At 70.0% G+C, this 21,137-nt stretch carries 20 protein-coding genes; 9 read left to right on the forward strand and 11 right to left on the reverse strand.

The window, feature by feature from the left end; genetic code table 11:
- Positions 1–21: 21 nt before the first annotated feature.
- Positions 22–945: a hypothetical protein gene (locus tag VFA06_RS17520; RefSeq protein ID WP_324841673.1), complete on the reverse strand. Its 924-nt coding sequence runs from the start codon at positions 943–945 to the stop codon at positions 22–24.
- Positions 946–1,042: 97 nt separating this feature from the next.
- Positions 1,043–2,023, reverse strand: coding sequence for a lytic polysaccharide monooxygenase (locus VFA06_RS17525; protein WP_324841674.1), 981 nt, complete (start codon positions 2,021–2,023; stop codon positions 1,043–1,045).
- Positions 2,024–2,486: 463 nt separating this feature from the next.
- On the opposite strand from VFA06_RS17525, the gene VFA06_RS17530 reads away from it, so the two are divergent.
- Both VFA06_RS17530 and VFA06_RS17535 read left to right on the forward strand, forming a co-directional pair.
- Positions 2,487–4,754, forward strand: a complete 2,268-nt coding sequence (locus VFA06_RS17530; protein ID WP_324841675.1) for a terpene synthase family protein — start codon at positions 2,487–2,489, stop codon at positions 4,752–4,754.
- Positions 4,755–4,758: 4 nt separating this feature from the next.
- Positions 4,759–6,192 (forward strand): ATP-binding protein, encoded by a 1,434-nt coding sequence (locus tag VFA06_RS17535; protein WP_324841676.1) that lies wholly within the window; start codon positions 4,759–4,761, stop codon positions 6,190–6,192.
- 88 nt (positions 6,193–6,280) lie between these two features.
- On the opposite strand, the gene VFA06_RS17540 is transcribed toward VFA06_RS17535, so the two are convergent.
- The 3 genes from VFA06_RS17540 to VFA06_RS17550 all read right to left on the reverse strand — a co-directional run bounded on the left by VFA06_RS17540 (position 6,281) and on the right by VFA06_RS17550 (position 9,874).
- Positions 6,281–6,982 carry a hypothetical protein gene (locus tag VFA06_RS17540; protein WP_324841677.1) on the reverse strand — a complete coding sequence of 234 codons (702 nt, stop codon included), beginning with the start codon at positions 6,980–6,982 and terminating at the stop codon, positions 6,281–6,283.
- Between the two features lie 395 nt (positions 6,983–7,377).
- Complete coding sequence (locus tag VFA06_RS17545) at positions 7,378–8,556, reverse strand: cytochrome P450 (RefSeq protein ID WP_324841678.1); 1,179 nt, start codon at positions 8,554–8,556, stop codon at positions 7,378–7,380.
- A 40-nt stretch (positions 8,557–8,596) separates the two neighbouring features.
- A complete protein-coding gene (locus tag VFA06_RS17550) occupies positions 8,597–9,874 on the reverse strand; it encodes a cellulose-binding domain-containing protein (protein ID WP_324841679.1) in 1,278 nt (425 codons plus the stop codon).
- A gap of 326 nt (positions 9,875–10,200) precedes the next feature.
- On the opposite strand from VFA06_RS17550, the gene VFA06_RS17555 reads away from it, so the two are divergent.
- Entirely contained in the window at positions 10,201–10,812 is a 612-nt protein-coding gene (locus VFA06_RS17555; RefSeq protein ID WP_324841680.1) for a hypothetical protein, read from the forward strand.
- Between the two features lie 107 nt (positions 10,813–10,919).
- Positions 10,920–11,225 (forward strand): adhesin, encoded by a 306-nt coding sequence (locus VFA06_RS17560; RefSeq protein ID WP_324841681.1) that lies wholly within the window; start codon positions 10,920–10,922, stop codon positions 11,223–11,225.
- A gap of 59 nt (positions 11,226–11,284) precedes the next feature.
- Here the strand turns inward: VFA06_RS17560 and VFA06_RS17565 are convergent, their stop codons facing one another.
- On the reverse strand, positions 11,285–12,784 hold the full coding sequence (locus VFA06_RS17565; protein WP_324841682.1) for an SGNH/GDSL hydrolase family protein: 1,500 nt from the start codon (positions 12,782–12,784) through the stop codon (positions 11,285–11,287).
- Positions 12,785–12,886: 102 nt separating this feature from the next.
- On the opposite strand from VFA06_RS17565, the gene coaA reads away from it, so the two are divergent.
- Together coaA and VFA06_RS17575 are read left to right on the forward strand one after the other, a co-directional pair.
- The gene (gene coaA, locus VFA06_RS17570) at positions 12,887–13,936 is read left to right on the forward strand and encodes a type I pantothenate kinase (RefSeq protein WP_324841683.1); all 1,050 of its coding nucleotides are present in this window, start codon (positions 12,887–12,889) and stop codon (positions 13,934–13,936) included.
- A 77-nt stretch (positions 13,937–14,013) separates the two neighbouring features.
- On the forward strand, positions 14,014–14,433 hold the full coding sequence (locus VFA06_RS17575; RefSeq protein ID WP_324841684.1) for a CBS domain-containing protein: 420 nt from the start codon (positions 14,014–14,016) through the stop codon (positions 14,431–14,433).
- 67 nt (positions 14,434–14,500) lie between these two features.
- On the opposite strand, the gene VFA06_RS17580 is transcribed toward VFA06_RS17575, so the two are convergent.
- A complete protein-coding gene (locus VFA06_RS17580) occupies positions 14,501–14,839 on the reverse strand; it encodes an STAS domain-containing protein (protein WP_324841685.1) in 339 nt (112 codons plus the stop codon).
- Positions 14,840–14,970: 131 nt separating this feature from the next.
- Entirely contained in the window at positions 14,971–16,521 is a 1,551-nt protein-coding gene (locus VFA06_RS17585; RefSeq protein ID WP_324841686.1) for an MFS transporter, read from the reverse strand.
- A 146-nt stretch (positions 16,522–16,667) separates the two neighbouring features.
- Between VFA06_RS17585 and VFA06_RS17590 the strand changes: the two genes are divergently transcribed.
- Positions 16,668–16,901: a hypothetical protein gene (locus VFA06_RS17590; protein WP_324841687.1), complete on the forward strand. Its 234-nt coding sequence runs from the start codon at positions 16,668–16,670 to the stop codon at positions 16,899–16,901.
- A 119-nt stretch (positions 16,902–17,020) separates the two neighbouring features.
- The gene (locus tag VFA06_RS17595; RefSeq protein ID WP_324841688.1) at positions 17,021–17,380 is read left to right on the forward strand and encodes a hypothetical protein; all 360 of its coding nucleotides are present in this window, start codon (positions 17,021–17,023) and stop codon (positions 17,378–17,380) included.
- Positions 17,381–17,607: 227 nt separating this feature from the next.
- Here VFA06_RS17595 and VFA06_RS17600 read toward each other — a convergent pair whose 3' ends face one another.
- From VFA06_RS17600 to VFA06_RS17610, 3 genes are all read right to left on the reverse strand, one after another.
- Positions 17,608–19,257 carry a serine/threonine-protein kinase gene (locus tag VFA06_RS17600; protein ID WP_324841689.1) on the reverse strand — a complete coding sequence of 550 codons (1,650 nt, stop codon included), beginning with the start codon at positions 19,255–19,257 and terminating at the stop codon, positions 17,608–17,610.
- A gap of 152 nt (positions 19,258–19,409) precedes the next feature.
- Entirely contained in the window at positions 19,410–19,604 is a 195-nt protein-coding gene (locus VFA06_RS17605) for a DUF397 domain-containing protein (protein ID WP_324841690.1), read from the reverse strand.
- A complete protein-coding gene (locus VFA06_RS17610; protein ID WP_324841691.1) occupies positions 19,604–20,446 on the reverse strand; it encodes a helix-turn-helix transcriptional regulator in 843 nt (280 codons plus the stop codon). Before VFA06_RS17610 ends, VFA06_RS17605 begins: the two co-directional genes overlap by 1 nt.
- A gap of 242 nt (positions 20,447–20,688) precedes the next feature.
- Here VFA06_RS17610 and VFA06_RS17615 point away from each other — a divergent pair, with 242 nt between their 5' ends.
- A complete protein-coding gene (locus tag VFA06_RS17615) occupies positions 20,689–21,120 on the forward strand; it encodes an STAS domain-containing protein (RefSeq protein WP_324841692.1) in 432 nt (143 codons plus the stop codon).
- Positions 21,121–21,137: the final 17 nt, after the last annotated feature.

Raw genomic sequence — 21,137 nt, forward strand, 5'->3', positions numbered from 1 at the left:
GATCGAGCCGTTTGCCGGTGCTCAGGACACGTCGACGGTGAAAGCGGCCTGATGCAACGCGCCGCCGGTCTCGAATTGGACGAACAGCCGCCAGGTCCCGCTCTCCGGGAACAGCGCGCGCGTCGTCAGCGGCCCGACGCCGCCCGCACCGCTGGCCCGGCCGGTGGCCAGCAGGTGCGCGAACGCGCCGTCACCCGCGTGGAACCCGGTCAGGTGCGCGTATCCGTCGAGGTAGCGGTCGAAGTACTCGACCGGCTTTCCGGCTTTTGTCACGTCCAGTGCCAACTGGGTCGTCACTCCCGCCTTCAAGGCGCCGGAAAGCTTGAGCGTGTAGCCGTCGACGGTGACCGTCGAGGCCGGCGCGGGAAGCCCCGCCGCGGGCTTCGCACCCGGTCCGGTGACGGTCAGCGGTGCAGAGAGGGAGTAGACCAGCGGGGTGCCCTCGCTGGAATCGGGAGCGGCGAAGGAGACGTAGCTGCGGTACGAACCCGGCGGCAGCGCGGGCAGGCCGACGGTCCAGGTGCCGTCTTGCCGCATCGTCGGCTCGAGTTGCCGGAATTCGGCCAGATCCGAGCGGACCAGGTAGAACGTCACCAACTGGCTCTCGTACGCCTGATACCGGGTCACGGCGTGGTCGTTCGGGCCGGTGATGTGGAAGCTGAACTCCGCCGCGGTGTTCGCGGGCACTGACGCCGCGCCGGGCAGATATATGTACCCTGAGTAGCTCGCGGCCAGGCCGTTGCTCGTGGGCGCGGCCTCCGCGATCGCGGGAGTGGTCGGCAGTCCGGCCATGTCGCCCATGTCCATGCCGGACATGTTCTGCGCCGAGCCGGTGCCGGAGGCGATCTTGGTGGCCTTCGACGAACTGCACGCCGCCGCCGGCAGGATCACCGCGGCCAGCAGGAACGCGGCCGTGATCCGGCGCGCGGCGAGTCGGTGACGCAAGGTGCGGGCTCCCTTTTTGCTCGCGGTTCGGAGGCTCACGGCCCCGCCGGTGAGGGCGAGGCCGTGAATCCGTGTCAGCTGACCGTTGCCGCGGTCGTCACGGGCTGGTGCAGGAGACGGTCGGCACCGGCGGCGTACCGGAACCGGAGTAGTTCGCCGTGAAGCCGAACGAGGTGCTCGCACTCGGTGCCAGCTGACTGTTCCAGCTCGCGGACTTCACCGTGGCCAGCGTGCCCGCCTGGGACAGCGTTCCGTTCCAGGCGCTGGTGATGGTCTCGGAGTTCGCCAGATCCCAGCTGGCTGTCCAGCTGTTGATCGTGGTGGTGTTGGGGTTGGTGATGGTGACCTGGCCCTGGAAGCCGCCGCTCCAGCTGCTGGTCACCGAGTAGGCCGCGGTGCACGGCACCGAGGGCGGCGGCGGGCCTGAGCCCGGGCCGAGGCCGGTGACCTGGCCGGTGCCGCCGTCGAAGACCACGTCGGAGCAGCCGTAGAAGGTCTCGGTGCTGTCCGAGCGCGCCCAGATCGAGTAGATGATGTGACGGCCGGTCAGCCCCGAGGGCAGCGTCGCGTTCCAGTAGTAATAGCTACTGGCGCTGCCCGCGCTGCCGACCGAGGGCGGCAAGGTCGCCGTCGAGAACGGCGTCGCCTGAAGCTCCGACCAGGTCAGCGGCTTGGTCGGGTCCCAGCCGGTCTTGGTGACGTAGAGCGAGAACGTCCCCGGGTGCGCGGCCCACTTGTTGTACTGGATCTGGATGGTCGCGCCGGCCGTCAGGTGGGTCACCGGCCAGTAGCTGCTGGCCTGGTCGAATCCGGAGAAGTCGTAGTAGTTGCTGTTCCCGCTGCACAGCTTGCCGTCCGGGATCAGCGCGCTGGTCTCGCCGCTGGTGGTGCCGCTGCGGTTGCCGACCGCGAACCAGTTGTACAACGGCGTGACGCCGCTGCTGGCCACGGCCGCCTGACAGGCTGGGTTCTGCGGGATGATCTGGCCCGTAGAGGTCAGTCCGTCCTCGTAGCAGAGGTAGGTGCGGCTACCGGGCATCAGCATCGCGCCGTGCGCGGAGGCCGGCGTCGCGCTCACGACGCTCGCCGTGATCGCCACCGCGACGGCACCCCATAGCGCCCATCTCGTTCTTTTCCTCACATTACCCACCCTTCTTGGGTCCGGCGAGGTGGGGCATGCCCGACCCGGGACGCGGCCCCGACGTCCCGGGGCGGACACGCCCAGGTCGTGGCGGAGAGTACCTGCGGCGCAAGTGCGGGTGAACGGCACGGCGATCATGGTCCGTTATCGAAAGCCCCGGTCATCCGTCGGCGACCTGATCCGCGCACGTCAGGGTGCGCAGGAGGCTGACTCAGTCGGCCGCAATCCGGACGAAGCGGATGAAACTTTCCGCACCCAACGTGAAGTTTTCGTAGCGAACCGCCGACCCGTCGACAGCAATACCCTGATGGTCACTGGTACGGGTGACGTTGCTTGCCGGGCCGCACAGGCGTCTTCTTCAATCCAAGTGAGGGCCACCCGACGAGGAGAGGCGGGCCGCGTGACCCAGCCGTTCGAGCTGCCGGATTTCTATCTCCCGTACCCCGCCAGACTCAACCCGCACCTGGAGGGCGCACGGCTGCATTCGAAGCAGTGGGCGCGCCGAATGGGCATGCTCGAGGGCTCGGGCGTGTGGACCGAGGCGGACCTCGACGCCCACGACTACGGCCTGCTGTGCGCGTATACGCACCCTGACGCCTCAGCACCGGAACTCGACCTGGTCACCGACTGGTACGTGTGGGTGTTCTTCTTCGACGACCACTTCCTGGAGACGTTCAAGCGCAGCCAGGACCGGGCCGGCGGCAAGGCGTATCTGGACCGGCTGCCCGCGTTCATGCCGATGGACCTGGCCGTCGGGATGCCGGAGCCGACCAACCCCGTCGAGGCTGGCTTGGCCGACCTGTGGGCGCGCACCGTGCCGAGCATGTCGCTGGACTGGCGCGCCCGGTTCGCCGAAAGCACCGAGAACCTGCTGAACGAGTCGCTGTGGGAGCTTTCGAACATCAACGAGGGCCGCATCCCCAATCCGGTCGAGTACATCGAGATGCGGCGCAAGGTCGGCGGCGCACCCTGGTCCGCGGGCCTGGTCGAACACGCGGCCGGGGCCGAGGTGCCGGCCGTGATCGCGGGCAGCCGGCCGATGAGGGTGCTGAGAGACGCCTTCTCCGACGGGGTCCACCTGCGCAACGACCTGTTCTCCTACGAACGCGAGACCGGCACCGAGGGCGAGCTCAGCAACGGCGTGCTCGTGCTGGAGACCTTCCTCGGCTACGACACGCAGCGTGCCGCCGACGCCGTCAACGACCTGCTCACCTCGCGGCTGCAGCAGTTCGAGAACACCGCGCTGACCGAGCTGCTGCCGCTGTTCGCCGAGCACGGGCTGGATCCGGCCTCGTGCGCGAAGGTGCTCGCGTATGTCAAGGGTCTGCAAGACTGGCAGGCCGGCGGCCACGAGTGGCACATGCGCTCAAGCCGGTATATGAACGGTGGCGGCCGGGCCACCACGATGCGCCTCCCGTTCGGCCTGACCGAGCTGCCGCTGGCCGATCTCGGATTGTCCGCCGTCGCCGCCCGGCCGCCGGTCACCCCTGCCAGCGAGACGTTACGAGCACGCAGCTTTGCCTTCGCGCCATACCGGAAGGTCGGGCCGACGCCGCTGCCCGAGTTCGAGCTGCCGTTCGTGCTCCGCCTCAATCCGCACCTTGACCAGGCGCGGCGCAGCACCCTGACGTGGGCGCGGCGGATGGGCCTGCTGGCCGCGCAGCCCGGCGAGCCGATGTCAGCGATCTGGGACGAGGAGCGGCTGTCCGGATTCGACTTCCCGCTGTGCATGGCCGGGCTCAACCCGGACGGCCCGCCGGACGAACTGGAACTCGGCTCGCACTGGCTGACCTGGGGCACCTACTGGGATGACCTGTTGCCCGCGGTGTACGGCTCGCGCCGGGACTACGCCACCGCGAAGGCGGCCACCGACCGGCTCTCCCTGTTCATGCCGCTGGAGCCGGCCGACGCCGCCCACCGCGCCGCCACCCCGCTGACCGCGCTGGAGCGCGCACTGGCCGATCTGTGGGAACGCAGCGCCGCGCCGATGGACCCGAGCGCACGCGCGGACTTTCGCGCCGCGATCGAGGACATGCTCGGCGCCGGGCTGTGGGAACTGGCCAACCACATCCAGAACCGCGTCCCCGACCCGGTCGACTACCTGGAGATGCGGCGCAAGACCTTCGGCTCCGAGCTGACCGCGAGCCTGGCCAGGCTGCGCCGGGCCCGCCGGGTGCCGCCGGAGGTATTCCGCGCCGGAACCATGCGGTCGCTGGACAACGCGGCGATGGACTACGCCTGCCTGCTCAACGACCTGTTCTCCTATCAGAAGGAGATCGAGTTCGAGGGCGACCGGCACAACTGCGTGCTGGTGGTGCAGCACTTCCTGGACTGCGGCCGGGACCAGGCCGTCGCCATCGTCAGCGACCTGATGAACTCGCGGCTGAGCCAGTTCCAGCACGTCGTCGCGGCGGAGCTGCCAGTGCTCTGCGACGACTTCGCGCTCGACGCGGAAGCACGCGAATCGGTCGACGGGTATGTGCGGCACATGCAGAACTGGCTTGCCGGCATCCTCAACTGGCACCGTGGCTGCGACCGCTACGACGAGGCGGCGCTGCGCAAACGGTATGGCGCGACCGGCATCGCGCAGACCGCGCCGGGCCGCGTCGGCGGTGCGCCGCGCTTCGGTCAGCTGCCCGCCTTCCACTCAGCCCGCGTGCCATGCTGACGGAATGGAATCACGGGGCTTCATGCGCGGACGCGCCGTGGCCGTATCGGCAAGCTCTGCCTCCGGTGCCGGGCCACAGCACACGATCAGCAGCACCCTGATCGAGCATCTCGGCGAGGGCGCCGGCTCGCTGCCGGTCACCTCCGGCACCTGGCCCTCCTACGAACACGTCAACGTGCAGGGCGGCCTGGACCACTGGCTGGAAGGCTGGCCCGGCGAGCACCGGCTGCTCGGGCTCGCCGGCTTCCGGCACCGGATGTTCGGCTTGGCAGACCTCTGCCAGCCCGGCATGGAGACCGGCCTCGCGCTGGCCGGGGTGCCGGTCAGCGAGCAGCCCGTCAGCCCGGACGGGGAGATGCGCAGCTGCGTGCAGTGCGGGCTGTACCTGCTCTCCGATGGAGAGCTTCGCATGGCCCTGCTGCTGCGCGGCTCGGACGAGCGCGGCCCGCAGCCCGATGTCAGCATGGAGATCACGGCCACGGACCCGGCCGCCGCGCGGCGGGCGCTGGCCGAGATCCGGGAGCTCGGGCTGCGCCGCAGCGTCTACCGCCGCCAGGTGGTCTCCTTCGAGCCCGACATGTTCGGACCGCGCCGCGGCGGGCTGCTGGCCTTCCATCCGCGCCCGCGGATGACCCGCGACCAGCTGGTCCTGCCGGACGGCGTGCTCGAGGGGATCGAGCGGCAGATCCTCGGCGTCGCACGGCACCGGGAGCTGCTGCTCGCGCACGGCCAGCACCTCAAGCGCGGCGTACTGCTTTACGGAGCGCCCGGCGTCGGCAAGACACACACGGTGCGCTACCTGATGAGCAGGCTGCCCGAGGTGTCCGTGCTGATCCTTTCCGCGGCCGCGCTGCGGTTCGTCCAGGAGGCGTGCTCGATCGCCCGTGACCTGCAACCCTCCATGCTCATCATCGAGGACGTAGACCTGATCGCCGAGGATCGCGGCTCGCGGCCGATCGGCCAGAACCCGCTGCTCTTCCAGCTGCTCAACGAGATGGACGGCCTGCGCGACGACGTGGACGTCACGTTCGTGCTGACCACCAACCGGGTGGACGTGCTCGAGCCAGCGCTGGCCAGCCGGCCGGGACGCATCGACCACGCGGTGGAGATCCCGCTGCCGGACGCCGAGGGGCGCCGCGCGCTGATCGAGGTGTACCGCGGCGGCCTGGAGCTGGACCTCGCCTATCCGGACGAGGTGATCCGGCGCACCGAGGGCGTGACCGCCTCCTTCATCAAGGAACTGCTTCGCCGGTCGGCGCTGATCGCGGCGGAGGGCGCCGGGGGTTCGGACGGCGCCGGGGGTTCGGACGGCGCCGGTTCGACGCCGCTGCGCCTCACCGACCGGCACCTGCACGCCGCGCTCGACGTCCTGCTCGGCGAAGCGAACGCCCTGACCAGAAGGCTGCTCGGCGCGGGAGGCCACGGCCCCGCCACTTGAACCACGGCTCCGCCACATGAACCACTGCCCCGCCACATGAACTAGAGCCCCGCCGGATGAACCGGTGCGGCCGCGCGCGGCCGGCGGCTCAGGTGCGCGCCTTCGTGACCGCCTTGCTCATCGTGTTCTCGACGAAGGTCTTGTCCAGCGGGGTGAGCCCGACGATGTAGACCACGATGACCGAGTTCCCGTTGCGCGCGGCCACGATGTAGCCCTTGCCGGTGATGCCGGTGGAGATCTCGATCGAGAGCGTGAACGAGTACGAACTGTCCCCGTAGGCGGGCAGCGAGGCGCGCACGATCGAGAAGGTGCTCGACCCGTTGGCGCCGCCGTGCGTGTAAGTCGTGCACTTGGGCAGCCCGTTGACGAGCGTGTCCCAGGACTTATTCACCTGGGCCTGATCTCCAGCGGCGATCTGCTCCACGAGGAACGGACCGGTCATTCCGCCGTTCAGATCCGCCTCCGCGTGGCTGTTGAGCGGGCTGTTCCAGTTCGCGGTGTTGAGCAGCGGACAGGTGGTCTGCATCGTCGGGTTCGTCGCCGACGCGTCGATACCCCAGCCGGCCGGCAGGTCCGCCGGTGCGAGCAGTTTGGCCGCCAGCCCCGTGGCGGGGGCCGCGGTCGACGGCGCCGTCCCGATGCCGGACGGCGCGGTCACCGAGGGCTGCGCGGAGCCCGTGCCGCCGGGCGAGGTCGCCGCCGCGGACGACGAGCAGCCGCTTGCGGCCAGAGCGACGAGTGCGGCCGAACCGAAAGCGACCGTGAAGGACTTGACACTCAAGACGCGCATGCAATCCCCTCGGGATCAGGTGGCGGACGGCACGCAGGTTAGCGGTCACCGAGCGCTCACTACGAGTGCGCGGACCGAACCGTTACAGAGTGAACGAATGCGCGCGGCGCGGATCGGGGCCCGCCGGATCCCGGGGCGGAGGCGATGATACGGCGTCACGGAAGTCCCACGGATCACATTGGCGAATTGATGCCACACTGATCGGTTCGGCACACAGCTCACGTCGCATCAGGTGAGAGACTGAAAGGCAGATCAGGCATCCCCCCAGTCTGATCTCGCGCCCGAGGAACGCGATTTCGCGGCTCGGACGCACCCCCCGGCGTCGCCTTCCCCCAGAGACGCCGGGGGACCTCTCTCCTGACCCGATCCGCCGGGCCGATGCACCCTGCACTGATTTAGGCGTCCCAGCGCACGTATAAGGATTCGGGCTTGCGGAAGACCAGTCCGCGCGGGGCGGCCGGCGGGCGGTCCGGATCGAGCCTCAGCCCGGGCAGCTCGCGCAGCAGGGTGCTGACGGCGACGCGGGTCTCCAGCCGGGCGGCGTGCGCGCCGAGGCAGAAGTGCGGGCCCTGGGCGAACCCGAGATGCAGCCTGGCGTTCGGGCGGCGCAGGTCGAAGCGGTCCGGCTCGGCGAAGACCCGCGGATCGCGGTTCGCGCCCGCGATCGAGACGGTCACGAGGTCTCCGGCGCCGATCGGGGCGCCGGCCAGCTCGACGTCACGGGTCGCGTACCGGTCGACGACCGCCGCCGCGGGCTCCAGCCGCACCGACTCCTCGACCGCGTCCGCGACCAGCCCGGGATCGGCGCGCACCAGGGCGAGCTGGTCGGGGTGGGCGAGCAGGTGCAGCACGGCGTTGGCGATCATCGCCTCGGTGGTCTCGATCCCGCCGAACATCATCACGGCCGCGTTCGAGACCACCTCGGGAAGTTCCAGCCCCGCCCCGGCGGCGACCAGCAGCGCCTCGGGATCGCCGGCCCGCACGGTGGCGTGCACGCTCGCGCTCAGCCGCGCGACCGCCTCGGCGCCGCCCGGCCGTGGTTCGAGCCCCGCGGAGATGTCGTTGACCGCGCCGACGATGGCGTCGTACCAGCCGAGGACCGTCGCCGGGTCGGTGCCGAGCAGGCCGAGCGATTCGGCGACCACCGCGACCGCGAGCGGACCTGCCATCCCGCGCCGCAGCTCGCCCGCCCCGGCCGGGCGCAGCGCGTCGACCAAGCGCGCCGCTTCCTGCTCGATGAACGCGGCGAGCCTGGCTTCCACGTCGCGCGGCCGGAACCGCTCGGCGAAGGGAGTGCGGTGCCGCGTATGCACCGGCCCGTCCAGCGAGAGCATGCTCGGACCGACGACGCGAGCGGTCGAGAAGCGCGGGTCGTCCACGGTGAACGTCTCGGCGTCGCGCATGACGGCCACGGCCAGATCGCGCCGGGTGACCAACCAGCCCCCGAGGGCCGGGAGCCAGGAGACCGGCTCGTGCGCGCGCAGCCGGGCGAGCAGCGGATGCGGGTCCTGCTCGAGCTCGGCGACCGTCGCCGCGGCGCCGACCGGAAACCGGTCGGCGCGCGGCGAGATCATGGAGACAGGTTAACGCCTCAGCCGGAGCACGGCGGCGCCGTCAGCAGCCGATGCGCGAGGTGCTGAGCACCACGTCATCGAACCACAGCGTGTCGTTGCCGTTGCTGTAGTTCTCCCAGCCGAGCTTGAGGTCGGTCAGGTTCGGCCGCCAGTTCGCCCCGGAGCCGCCGAGCCACTGCGCGTCGATGTCCTGCGTCGGCACGCCGTCCTCCGTCAGGCCTGGCACGAGGGTGCCGTTGTACCAGGTGTAGATCTGCCCGGTGGTCTTGCTCACCGAGAACTCCAGGCACTCCCACGCCCCGGTCGGCACGACCACGCTCTGCGCGACTCCGGCCGGGCTCTGCGCGGGCAGCGTCGCGTCGTCGGACTGCCGGTTCCACATCAGCGCGCCGTTCTGCGCGCCGAGCCGCAGATCGGTGTTGTTGTCCGCGGAGTCGTTCATGGCCAGGAAGGTGGTGTGGTTGGTCGGCAGCGGCGCGGTGTGCTTGAACCAGAACCGCACGTACCAGGTCGGCGAGGCGAGCGGCATGTCGGTGGTGTCGTCGGCGAAGACGTGGTTGCAGTACGTCCCGACGCCGTCGATCTCCAGCGACTTCACGCCGCCGTGCGCCTGCGCTCCGGTGATCGTCGCGGTGCCGCTACCGGAGCAGTTCGGCGTGCTGATGCTCCACCGGCCGGAGGGCGCGGCGCCGACCGTCTGGTTCTCCCAGCCCTCGCAGAACACTGCCGCGCTCGGGCAGGAACCGCCGCCCGAACTGCCGCTCGGGCTCGCGGACGGACTGGCCGACCGGCTCGCCGAAGGGCTGCTCGACGGACTCGTGCTCGGGCTGGCGCTGGGAGTGGCGCTGGCACTCGCACTCGCACTCGCGCTCGCGCTCGGCGACGAAGAGGAGCCGCCCGCGCAGGACACGCCGTTCAGGGCGAAGTCGGTGGGCGTCGCGTTGGCGCCGGAGAAGGTGCCCTGGAAGCCGAAGGTGGCGGTGCCCCCGGTGGCGATCGAGCCGTTGTAGGACTCGTTGACCGCCTTGACCGACGTGCCGGTCTGGGTGATCTGCGCGTTCCAGCCGGAGGTGATCTGCTGGTTGCCGGTGAAGGTCCAGCTCAGCGTCCAGCTGGTGACCGGCGAGCCGGTGTTCGTCAGCGTGACGTTCGCGGTGAACCCGCCTGACCACTGGTTGACTTGGTAGGCGACGCTGCATGGGCCGGAGGCGGCGCTCACGCTCGGCGCGACGGCGACGACGCCAGCCGCGACGGCGGCGCTCGCTACGGCCAGGGCGGCATCGCGCAGGCGGCGCGGCCGGCGCAGGAGGTTGACCATACGGACTCCAGTTGCTGGTTGCTGACGCTGCTGCGCGAGGTGGGCGGTGCGTTGGGCGCAGTATTCGGGCGGCCGCCGAAGCGGGGCAACCGGCCGGTGCGGGCCGCACCGGGAGATCGGCGGTGTCCTGCGCGGAGAGGCGCAATCACCGTGATCGACAAGGAAAGTTACATATCAGACGACTGAAGAAGCCTCGGCCCGGCGGCCGCCCTGGCGCCGGCCGCGGCCGAATCCGTCACCGCCGCAGCTTAGGCTGGTGCCCGGCGTGTCGCGACGGATAATCCGTCCAGTGCGGCACGCACTGGTAAGGCTCGGAAGGAAAACAGGTGTCACAGGCGCACGACGGCCCAGTGAGCTGGGACCGTGAGGACCGGCTGGCGGAGGCGGTGGCGGAGCTCTCGCAGACCTGCGATGAGCTCGTCGGCCTCTCCACCGCGCTGTCCGCGATCGACCGGCAGGACCGGCTCGGGGATACCGGCAGGTCCGTGGGGCGGCACGTGCTCGACGTGCTGACCAAGACCCGCCGCGAGCTGTCCAAGCTGCGGTGCGTCGTGGAGGCCAGGGCGCTGGAGAACCTGGTCGTGCTCGCCCGGCTCGAGGTGCGCCGCCTGCACGAGATCACCCGCGGCGCGCGGCTGGAGTACAGCGACTTCAAGACCCTCAGTGCCCAGGGCGCGACGCGGGAGGCGATCGAGGACCTGATCCACCGGCCGGAGGCGATCACGCACGCGCAGAGCTACGTCGACTACGGGCACCGGGTGATCGAGCCGATGCTGCAACGGCTGCTGGACGAGACCAGCGCCAAGTACGACGACCTGGCCGTCGCCACGGCCGAGGGCGACGCCATGCCGGATCCGTCGCTGCTGTTCGAGCTGCGCGAGTACATCGTCGGGCTGCGCGACGCCCAGGAGCCGGATCACCTGACCAACCTGCTGTGACCGGGGCCGGGCCGCGGGGGCGCGAGTTTTCCGCGCATCCGACCGTTTGGACCGGGCTCAGGGGGTACTGCGGGGCGGACCCTGGAACGGACGGTGAGGAGAAACCCGTGCTCGCTTTGACTCAGACGGCGGTGGGCGTCATCCACGACCTGACCACCCAGCCGGGACTGCCCGACGGGACCGGGCTGCGGATCGCCCCGCAGGCCGCCGACAACGGCGAGGGCCCCGCCTTCGCGCTCTCGCTCACGCAGGCCCCGCAGGCCGCCGACGAGGTCATCGAGACCCCGGACGCCCGGATCTACCTGGAGCCCGCGGTATCGCAGCTGCTCGACGACAAGGTGCTCGACGCGCGCATCGACGAGCAGGGCGAGATCGCCTTCATGATCTCGCAGCAGCCGCCGCGGAACGTGTAGCACCGCTCGAGCGCGATCCCAAAGACGCGACGCTGTCGGTCTTCGGCGCCGGTGCGCTACTACTTAGCGCCGGCGGCGGAGATCGACAGCGCGTTTTTGGTCAGTGCCTGCTGGTCTGCCAGCGCGATCGTCAGTTCGCCGGCCGCGGTCGGGTGGAACGGCGCCGGGTCCTTGAGCCCTTGTACGTACGGCTGGCTGCTGCACAGCTCGTGGCCGGCGAAGCTCGGGCGCACCGTGATGAACCCGAAGGTCTGCGCGCCGTCCGCGAGCACCGTGTTCAGCGTCGCGAGGCGGGAGGAGAGCACCTTCGTCTTGGCCGGGGTGAAACCGACGCCGCTCAGGCAGCTCAGGTTCGGCCCGAACGGGTCGAAGTAGGTGTTGATCAGCACCTGCGGGTGCTGCGGCAGGGCGGCCAGGTCGTGCAGCATCTCGTAGTAGCCGCGGGTGAAGTCGTGCAGGTTGCTCTGGAAGTAGGCGGTGGACGCCTGGTCGTCGCAGGCGGCGGCCAGCACGCACAGCGCCTCGGTGGCGACCCACTTGAGGTCGTTGGCGCCGATGCTGACCACGACCACCGAAGCCCGGTCCGCCTGTTCCAGCACGCTCATCTGCGGCGGCACGGTCAGCCCGCCGGCGATCTGCGGACCGAGCACGCCCGCGCTCACGGTCGCGCCGCTGCAGGCGAGGTTCAGCACCTTCCAGTTGTTGGCCTGGGCGAGGTCCACCGCGTAGGAGTCGGCGCTGCGGCCGCAGGCCTTGTCCTGGTCGGAGGGGTGGGCGACCGGCGGATTGCCGATCGCCGCCGCGGTCGAGTCGCCGATGACCACGGCCTGCACACCGGGAAGGCTCGCGCCGTTCCTGGCCGGGGCCGCGGGGCCGAGCGCGCTGTCGCCGACCAGGTCGCTGAGCGACTTGACCTGGCGCAGGGTGCTGGGCGCGCCGGTGGCGAAGACGGCGACCGCGCCGGCGTTTGCCGCCACCGAGACCAGCGTCCCGATCACGACGACCTTGAGCATCCTGCGGTGTGTGTAGTGGCGCAGGCCCGAGACGGCCAGCAGCAGCAGGATCGCGAATCCGGCCGTCACCGCGGTCTGCCACAGGAAGTAGTGCTCCCAGCCGCTGATCAGGCTCGCGGCCAGCCGGCTCTGCGCGCTGGCGCCGCCGTGGTCGGCGGAGGTCTGCACGAACTGGGTGAGCTGGCTGTCGATGGTGATGCGGGTCAGTTCGAGCTTGGGCCGGATCAGCCCGTTGAACTGCAGGGTCGTCGGCACGGACTGGCCGAACAGGTCCAGTTCGCCGGGGCCGGCCAGGGAGAGGTCCGGCGAGGTCGCGCCGACCCTGAGGGTCTGCCCGGCGGCGGACACCGACTGCGCGGGCGTGACCAGCAGCGCCAGCCACGCCGCGACGGCGGCGACGAGCAGCAGGGCGAAGGAGACGGCGGCGGCTCGGCGGGCGCGGCCCCAGAGTCTGCGGTTGCGCAGGACGCGGGGGACGAGGCCGCCGGGAGAGCGTTCGAGGATGCGCCGCGGGAGATTGCTGTGGCTCAAGATGCTCCGGTTCACGCACGAATCAGCACAGGATGCTCATCCTCTCATAGGACGATCCAAAAGCGGACTATTCCTGGCGACCTGCTGCCGACCCGGCTCCTCGGCCACAATGGTCCAATGTCGATCTCCGCCGGAGCCTCCGCGTCCGGGCACGTGGCCGCCGCACGCTCGTCTTCCGCGCCTTCCGGCACCGTGCGCCGCGGCGAGGGCACGCCTTACGTCGATCTCGATCGAGCGGCCTGGAGCGCGTTGCGTGAACGCACTCCCCTCCCGCTTACCGCAGACGAGGTCGAGCGGCTACGCGGTCTGGGCGACATGATCGACCTCGACGAGGTGCGGGAGATGTACCTCCCGATCTCCCGGCTGCTCAACCTCTACGTGGCCGCGGTACACGGCCTGCGCGGCGCGTTGGACACGTTCCTCGGCGCAGGCGCGGACGAGAAGGACAGCGACGGGGATGACGCCGGCCGCACGCCGTTCGTCATCGGAATCGCGGGCAGCGTCGCGGTCGGCAAGTCGACCACCGCGCGCCTGTTGCAGGCCTTGCTGGCGCGCTGGCCGGAGCACCCGCGCGTGGAGCTGGTGACCACCGACGGCTTCCTGCTTCCCAACGCCGAACTGGAGCGCCGCGGCCTGATGGCCCGCAAGGGCTTCCCCGAGTCGTACGATCGCCGGGCGCTGACCCGGTTCGTGGCTGACGTGAAGTCAGGCAGGCCGGAGGTCAGCGCCCCGGTCTACTCGCACCTCGTGTACGACATCGTGCCCGGCGAGCGGCTGACCGTGCGCCGCCCGGACATCTTGATCGTCGAGGGCCTCAACGTGCTGCAGCCGGCCGCCCCCGGCAGCGACGGGCGCATCCGCATGGGCCTGGCCGACTACTTCGACTTCAGCATCTACGTGGACGCGCGCACCGACGACATCGAACGCTGGTATCTGGACCGGTTCAAGCAGCTGCGCGCCACCGCGTTCACCGACCCCGACTCCTACTTCCGCCGCTTCGCCGCGCTCTCCGAGCAGGAGGCGCTGGAGCAGGCGCGCACCTTCTGGCAGCGGATCAACCTGCCGAACCTGGTGGAGAACGTGCTGCCGACGCGCCGGCGCGCGACGCTCGTGCTGCGCAAGGGGCCGGATCACAGCATCGAGCGGGTGTGGCTGCGCAAGCTGTGAGCCCTCCGTTTTGAATCGCGGTCGCGGGTAGGCGGGACTAAACGAAGCAAAGGACCGCGACTGTGGAGGTAACGACCATGCAGACGAAGATCGCCGACGTGATGAGCCCCGTCCCGGTCACCCTGCCGCTGACCGCCCCGATGCGCTCCGCCGCCTCGCTCATGCGGGACTCGAACATCGGCGCCGTGCTCGTGATGGACGGGGACGAACTGCTCGGCATCGTCACCGACCGCGACCTGGTGGTGCGCGGGATGGCCGAGGGCGCGGACCCGGACATCGCCTCGATCGCCGAGGTGACCACCGCCTCCCCGATCACCCTGGCGCCGGACGACGATCCGGCCGAGGCGGCCGCGCTGATGCGCAAGCACGGCATCCGGCGCGTCCCGGTCGTGGACCGGGGCACCGCCGTCGGCATCGTGTCACTCGGCGACCTGGCCAAGGACCGCGACGACAGCTCGGTGCTGGCCGCGATCAGCGCGCAGCCGCCCACCCTCTGACGGCGGCACAGACAACGCGGCGGCGCGACACCCGGTGTGTCACGCCGCCGCGTTGTCGTACTTCCGTTCAGCCCGCGAGCGCGCTCGACACGTCGTCGCGCACGTGCAGATAGCTGGCCGCGCCGGCCAGATCCAGCACGCGCTGCACCGCCTGCTGCGGGGCCACGATCCGGAAGACCGCCCCCTCGCTCTCCGCGCGCTTGTGCGCCTGGAGCAGCACCCGCAGGCCGCTGGAGTCGAGGAAGGTCATGTCCGTTCCGTCCAGCACCACCAGGGTGCCGGGCAGCAGCAGCGGTTCGATCGTCTCCCACAGCTGATCGGCGGCCGCCAGATCCAGCTCGCCGCGCACGGTCACCACCCGGTCGCCCTCTTCGGCGGGCCCGACGCCGACCTCGAAACGCTCCATGGAAGCTCCATTATATCGCTGTAAGAGTCCTGTTGCCCCTTCAGGCACACCTTATCGCCGATTCGGAGACAAGCGAAGGGAGCCCGGACTATGCCCGGACTCCCGTAGCGCAAACGCCGCGCCCGCGAGACCTAGCCGGACTGCGCGGTCCCGGTCGGCCGCATGCTCGGCGTTCGCGGCACGATGGCGCCGGACGCCGCGGCCGTCGCCTGCCGCACCAGCGAGAGCGGCCTGGCGATGCTCTCCAGCGACTGGCGTTCCGCGGCGATGCCGAGGGCCACTTCGACCAGGCCGCCGGCCACCATCACCCCCGCGCCGATCAGATAGCCGACGAACAGCAGGTTCCGGTTCGTGCCGTTGCCGATCAGGTGGCCGTAGAGCACCGGGCCGAGCGCGCCGAAGCACTGCGCGATGGCGAAGAAGACCGCGATGGCCTGCGCCCGCACCTCCAGCGGGAAGATCTCGCTGACCGTGAGGTACGCGGCGCTCGCCCCGCTCGAGGCGAAGAAGAAGATCACACACCAGGCGATCGTCTGCGTCGCGGCGGTGAGCACCCCGTCGCGGAACAGCTCCGCGGTGATCGCCAGCATGACCCCGGACAGCAGGTAGGTTCCGGCGATCATCTGCTTGCGCCCGATCGTGTCGAACAGCCGCCCGATGGTCAGCGGGCCGGCCAGATTGCCCACCGCGAAGGCGATCAGGAACCACGGGGCCTTGTTCGACGCGACTCCGTAGAACTTGGTCAGGACCAGGGTGTAGGTGAAGAAGATCGCGTTGTACAGGAAGGACTGACTGATCATCAGGCTCGCGCCGAGCACCGAACGCTTCGGGTACTGCGAGAACAGGACCTTGACGAGCGCGAGGTATCCGGTGCGCTCGGCCGGCTGGATCTCCAGGGCCTGGTCCCGCGCGACGGGTTCGAGGCGCCCGCCGGTGCGCTCGACCTCCTCCTCGATCTCCCGGATCGAGGCCTCGGCCTCCGCCTCGCGGCCGTGCATGACCAGCCAGCGCGGGCTCTCCGGCAGATTGCGGCGCACGAAGATCACGACGCCCGCGAGGACCGGGCCGAGCAGGAAGCCGAGCCGCCAGCCGATGCTCTCGGGCAGCACGTTCAGCAGCAGCAGCGAACCGAGGGTGCCGAGGATCGCGCCGCCCCAGTAAGTCCCGTTGACCGCGATGTCGACCCGGCCGCGGTGCTTGGCCGGGATCATCTCGTCGATCGCGGAGTTGATCGCGGCGTACTCGCCGCCGATGCCGGTGCCGGCGATGAAGCGGGTGAGGTACAGGAATCCGACCCACGCCCAGCTCGAGCCCAGCGTCAGGGCGGTCAGCCCGCTGCCGACGAGGTACACCCCGAGCGTGACCATGAACAGCAGGCGCCGGCCCAGCTTGTCGGACAGGCGGCCGAATCCGAGCGCGCCGACGACCTCGCCGGCCAAGTACACGGTGGCGATCGCGCCGACCGCGGTCGACGACATGCCGAGGGTCTGCTTCGTGTTGAGCACGCCCGCGACCGCGCTGGCCACGGTGATCTCCAGGCCGTCCAGGACCCAGGCCACGCCCAGCGCGATCACGAGCCGGGTGTGGAAGCGGGACCAGGGCAGCCGGTCGATCCGGGCTGGGATCAGGGTTCGGATCCGCGACGAGGACGAGAGCGAGCCGTCAGCTTCAGTGGCCGACATGTCTACCTCCGTTCAATTCCCGGATGCCTGGTAACCGGGAAGCCGTCCAGCAAACGGCGAGGCCGCGCGTAGGAACCGGCCGGCCGGGTACTCGGCGCCAGGTTCGGTTCCGCGAGACGGACCTCGGATACGGACTAGGGAGAGCCATGTCGATCGGGGCGAGCATCACGGTGGTCGCGGTGGGCGCGATCCTGACTTTCGCCACGCATGTGCACAGCTCGGGCTTCAGCGTCATCGCGATGGGCGGAGTGCTGATGGTGGTCGGCCTCGTCGCGCTGGGCCTTCAGATCGCCGCGCTGCAGCGGCAGCGCCAGATGACCGCGGCGGAGGTGCAGCCTCCGGAGCGCACCGTCGTGGTGCGCCCGCCGTCGGAGCACTGAGCCGTACTGAAGCACTGAGCTGTACTGAGTCGCAGGCCTGACCGCAGCGCATTTTCCACCGCCGACGGGGTAGACAACAGCGACAAACGCGCGCGTTGCAGTCACTGCGGAGGCGGGCAATGGATGGACGACGGCTCTCGCTACGGGAGCAGCGCATTCTCGAAGAGATCGAGACGGTACTGCGCCGGGACCGCAGGCTCGACGAGCGTCTGCGCAACCTTCGCCTGCCCTTCAGACTCAGACTGCTTTCAGTCCAGCGCAGACTGCGCGGCGCCGAATTGAGCCTGCTGATACCGACGACGCTGCTTCTGGCCCTGGCCGCCGGCCGCACCGGGACGCTCGACGTGGTGATCGCGGCCTGCTGCGTCGGCGCGGTGACCGCCTTGCTGCTCTTCGGCGCCGCGCGCAGCCGGGTCCGGCGGCGGCGCAGGGAGCAGTGGGGCGCCGGTACCTCCCGGCTGAGCTTCCCGGAGACGTAGCCTCGGGCGCACGATCCATGTGCGGCCCCGTATTCGTAGCCTCCGGCAACTTTCAGCTGTTTTCACGCGGGCGTCGCGTCAATATCGTTTGCCAGCTGCGGTGACTCAGCGTATTCAATCGGGCGGCGCGCACCGACCGCCGCTGCGGGATACCGTCCGCCCATGGAGGCGGGGGATCCCGAGCGCGGGTGCGACCGACGGGTCGGCGGGACGGTCGCACCCGCCCTTCAGTCCGTGACGGTGCCCGACAGGTGCTGGACCTCCGCGGTCAGCTGACTCGCCGCGGCCGCCGAGATGCGCTCCTTGCCCACCAGCTTGTCGAGCCTGCCGTTGAACAGCGCGATCTTGTTGCGGATCTCCTGAAGGTGGGCGGCGCCGCCGTTGCGCTGCGCCGAGACCACCGAGTTCTCGATGTCGATGATCGAGTTCTGCAGGTCGCCGCCGGTCGTCGGGTCGAGCGTGGCCGGGCCGTCCGCGACGAAGACGCGGATCTGGGCCCGCACCGCCTCCAGGTACCGGATGGGATCGGCGGCGGACGCGGTGATCGACGGCGCCGCCCCGCCGCCCATCCGCGGCATCGGGGCGGTCGGCCCGCCGGTCGGCCGCGACGGATTCGGCAGCTGCGCCGTCTCGCGCGGTCCCGCCGAGAAGGTGCCCGTGGCCGCGTGGCTGGTGGTGAGCACCAGCGCGACCACTCCGATGGCCACCAGCACGACCAGCGCCGCCATGCCGAGCAGCATGGGGCGCGGACCGCGCCTGCCGTCCTGGTTGCCCCGATCGCGTCGTCTCCCGGCCTCGGGCGCGCCGCGCGGCCGCAGTCTGCCGTCGAAGGCCGCGCCGACGTCGCCGAGGTCCTCCTCATCGTCGAACGTCTCGGACAGCATCGTGCTCTCCCCCGGCGCCTGGACCGGTGCAGGAGGAGGCGGAGGCACCGGTGCGGCCTGGTACTGCGCGCCGACGCGGGGGTCCTGCACGCTCTGCGGCTGCGGCACGGCCTCAAACGCGGAGATGGAGCGGCGGCCGATGAACTCGTCGCCGAGCGGGACTCCGGCCGCCGCGGCGAGACCGGACAACGTGGTCAGCGCCTGGGCGGCGTTCGGCCGGAAGGCCGGGTTCTTCGACAGGCAGGAGTGGCAGAACTCGATCACGCGCGCGGGCAGGCCGGGCACCTCGATCGACGGCGGAGGGTCATAGAGCTGCGACTCGAAGATCTCGGTGATGTCGTTGCTCTGATAGGGCGGGCGGCCGGTCAGCGACCAGAACAGCACGCAGCCGAGCGCGTAGATGTCTGAGGCCGGCTTGGCCCGCTGTCCGCGCACCTGTTCCGGGGCCATGCACAGCGGCGTGCCGACGGTCAGGTTGCCGGTCAGATCCCCGTCCCCAGCCCCGCGCGCGATACCGAAGTCGAGCAGCTTGGCGCCGTCCGCGACCAGCATCACGTTCGCGGGCTTCACGTCCCGGTGCACGACTCCGGCATGGTGCGCCGCCAGCAGCGCGTCGGCGATCTGAGCGCACACGCGGACCGCCTCGGCCCACGGCAGCGGCCCCTCCTTCAGCCGCCGGGCCAGGCTGGTGCCGGTGAGCAGCTCGGTGACCAGGACCGGCACCGTGCTGCCGTCCGGGCGCGGGCTCTCCAGGTAGTCCCGGATGGCGCAGATGCGCGGGTGGGCGAGCCGGGCCAGCACCCTGGCCTCGCGGCGCAGCCGCTCGCGCTCGGTGGGGTCGTTCACGGCGGCGCCACGCAGCAGCTTGACGGCGACCGGCCGGTCGTAGGAGGTGTCCACAGCCTCCCAGACGGTCGCGCTGCCGCCACTGCCGAGCGGCCGGACCAACAGGTAGCGACCGGCGAGCAGCGTGCCGGGTATCGCGGGCTCCATAAAGCGGATTATTGCGCCGCTCGCGTGACCCCGGTCGAAACCATGACAGAACTGATGCCCAATTAAGCGGTTCGTAAGATCCCGGCAGACGCGACGGCCGGGTGGTGACGAGTCGTCACCACCCGGCCGTGGGCCTCACGCGCGGCCGCGGTCTACAAGTCGAATTCGCCCTTCTTGACCCCGTCCACGAAAGCATTCCACTCGGCGTGCGTGTAGACGTGCACCGGGCCGGCGCCCGCGTCCTTGGTGTCCCGCACCTTCACGGCGTCATCGGTGACCATGACCTCGACGCACTGGCCGCCGTTGCCGCCGCTCGCGCTCGCCTTGCGCCACACATTGCGTTCCATCAGTGGGTTTCTCTGATCCTCTGCTCGATTATCCGGACAGTCTCCTCCGGCGAGAGCGCCGCGCTGCGGACCCGCTCCAGCGCTCTGCGCGCCTGGCGGACCTCCAGCGGACCGTCGTGCACGACGGTCGAGAAGATCGATTCCGAGCTCGCCACGGCCGGGCCGTCGCCGCCGCCGAACTCGTAGATGTCCAGCGGCATCCGGGTGACCGGGCTGGTCGCCGGGATGCTGCGGAGCACCACGTTGGGCAGCTCTGCCAGCTCCCGCAGGTGCCTGAGCTGCTCGTTGAGCACTTTGACCCCGCCGAAGGGGGTGCCCAGCACGCTGTCTTGAAGGATCACGTCGACGACCAACGGTTCGGGTTCGAACAGGCGGCGCTGGCGCAACAGACGGACCTCGATGTGTACGTCCACATGATCCGGGTCGCGGATCAGGGCGCTGGTCTCGAACAGGCCCCGCATGTAGCCCTCGGTCTGCAGGAGGCCGTGGACCACGGAGTTGTGCAGCGCCAGCAGGCGCGTCGCGTCGTTCTCGTAGCCGAGGAGGGTGTAGTACGGCTCGTTGATCCAGGGTTTGAAGCGTTCCCACCAGCTGTCCGTGCGGCTCTCCCGGGCCATGGTGCACAGCCGCTCTGAGTCCGCGTCAGAAAGCTTGTAGTACTTGGCCAGCCGGATGACGTCCATCGGGTCGATCTTGTTCTCGGCCCGCTCGATCCGGCCCACCTTGGTGTGCGCCCAGCCGAGCGCCTCGCCGACCTCACGGGTCGTGTGCCCTCGGCTCTCGCGCAGCTCCAGCAGCTCCCGGCCCAGCTGCCGTTGCAGCCAGCTCGCTTGGAACGCCATCGGGAACCCCAACCAGCCAAGTAAAGAGTTGGTAAAGCCACACGTCGTTGCTTGCACCGGAGCACGCTCCGGTGCATCGTCAAGTTAGTAACTTAGCGTAAAGGCATCCTCACCGTCTGACGAGATGTTAGCGCCCCGCATCCGCACACGGCGTTTGCACAACGCGCAGGATCTGCTCATGGTAGGCGCCGGGTTCTCGCCACGTCGGTAACTTGCGCCTCATCTCTATCTCAGGATTCGGCATGACGCTCCCCCGCGACGCGTGCGACACCAAGACCTTCGCGGATCTGACGCTTACCGTCCGCGACAGCGGACCGGCCACGGTGGTCGAGTTGTCCGGGGAGTTCGACGCGTACACAGCGTTCGAACTGCGCCGCTATCTCGCGCTGTATCCGGCGCACCGATTCGTGCACGTGGTGATGGATCTGCGGCAGCTCGGCTTCATCGACTCGGCCGGGATCGCGGTGATCGTGGCGCTGAGCAAACAGGCCACGGCGCGCGCCGGCACCCTGCGCCTGGTGATCCCGGAGAGCCATCTGCTGGTCAAGCTGCGGCGGATGGGGCTGATCAAGCTCTGGCCGATTCACCCGGACGTGCAATCGGCGGTCGAGGCCGCCGAGCGCGCCGAGATCGAGTCGCAGCGCGCGCTGGCCCGGCGGCCGGTGAGGTCTTAGCCACATCCAGCCCGCGG

This window comes from Actinocrinis sp., assembly GCF_035653575.1.
GTDB lineage: Bacteria > Actinomycetota > Actinomycetes > Streptomycetales > Catenulisporaceae > Actinocrinis.

What these genes read in the sequence shown, in the direction of transcription:
- VFA06_RS17580 (WP_324841685.1), bottom strand. Translation starts at nt 14,839, where the DNA reads ATGGAGCGTTTCGAGGTCGGCGTCGGGCCCGCCGAAGAGGGCGACCGG.
- coaA (WP_324841683.1), top strand. Translation starts at nt 12,887, where the DNA reads ATGTCGATCTCCGCCGGAGCCTCCGCGTCCGGGCACGTGGCCGCCGCA.
- VFA06_RS17540 (WP_324841677.1), bottom strand. Translation starts at nt 6,982, where the DNA reads ATGCGCGTCTTGAGTGTCAAGTCCTTCACGGTCGCTTTCGGTTCGGCC.
- VFA06_RS17595 (WP_324841688.1), top strand. Translation starts at nt 17,021, where the DNA reads ATGGATGGACGACGGCTCTCGCTACGGGAGCAGCGCATTCTCGAAGAG.
- VFA06_RS17600 (WP_324841689.1), bottom strand. Translation starts at nt 19,257, where the DNA reads ATGGAGCCCGCGATACCCGGCACGCTGCTCGCCGGTCGCTACCTGTTG.
- VFA06_RS17615 (WP_324841692.1), top strand. Translation starts at nt 20,689, where the DNA reads ATGACGCTCCCCCGCGACGCGTGCGACACCAAGACCTTCGCGGATCTG.
- VFA06_RS17545 (WP_324841678.1), bottom strand. Translation starts at nt 8,556, where the DNA reads ATGATCTCGCCGCGCGCCGACCGGTTTCCGGTCGGCGCCGCGGCGACG.
- VFA06_RS17590 (WP_324841687.1), top strand. Translation starts at nt 16,668, where the DNA reads ATGTCGATCGGGGCGAGCATCACGGTGGTCGCGGTGGGCGCGATCCTG.
- VFA06_RS17550 (WP_324841679.1), bottom strand. Translation starts at nt 9,874, where the DNA reads ATGGTCAACCTCCTGCGCCGGCCGCGCCGCCTGCGCGATGCCGCCCTG.
- VFA06_RS17575 (WP_324841684.1), top strand. Translation starts at nt 14,014, where the DNA reads ATGCAGACGAAGATCGCCGACGTGATGAGCCCCGTCCCGGTCACCCTG.
- VFA06_RS17610 (WP_324841691.1), bottom strand. Translation starts at nt 20,446, where the DNA reads ATGGCGTTCCAAGCGAGCTGGCTGCAACGGCAGCTGGGCCGGGAGCTG.
- VFA06_RS17585 (WP_324841686.1), bottom strand. Translation starts at nt 16,521, where the DNA reads ATGTCGGCCACTGAAGCTGACGGCTCGCTCTCGTCCTCGTCGCGGATC.
- VFA06_RS17535 (WP_324841676.1), top strand. Translation starts at nt 4,759, where the DNA reads ATGGAATCACGGGGCTTCATGCGCGGACGCGCCGTGGCCGTATCGGCA.
- VFA06_RS17605 (WP_324841690.1), bottom strand. Translation starts at nt 19,604, where the DNA reads ATGGAACGCAATGTGTGGCGCAAGGCGAGCGCGAGCGGCGGCAACGGC.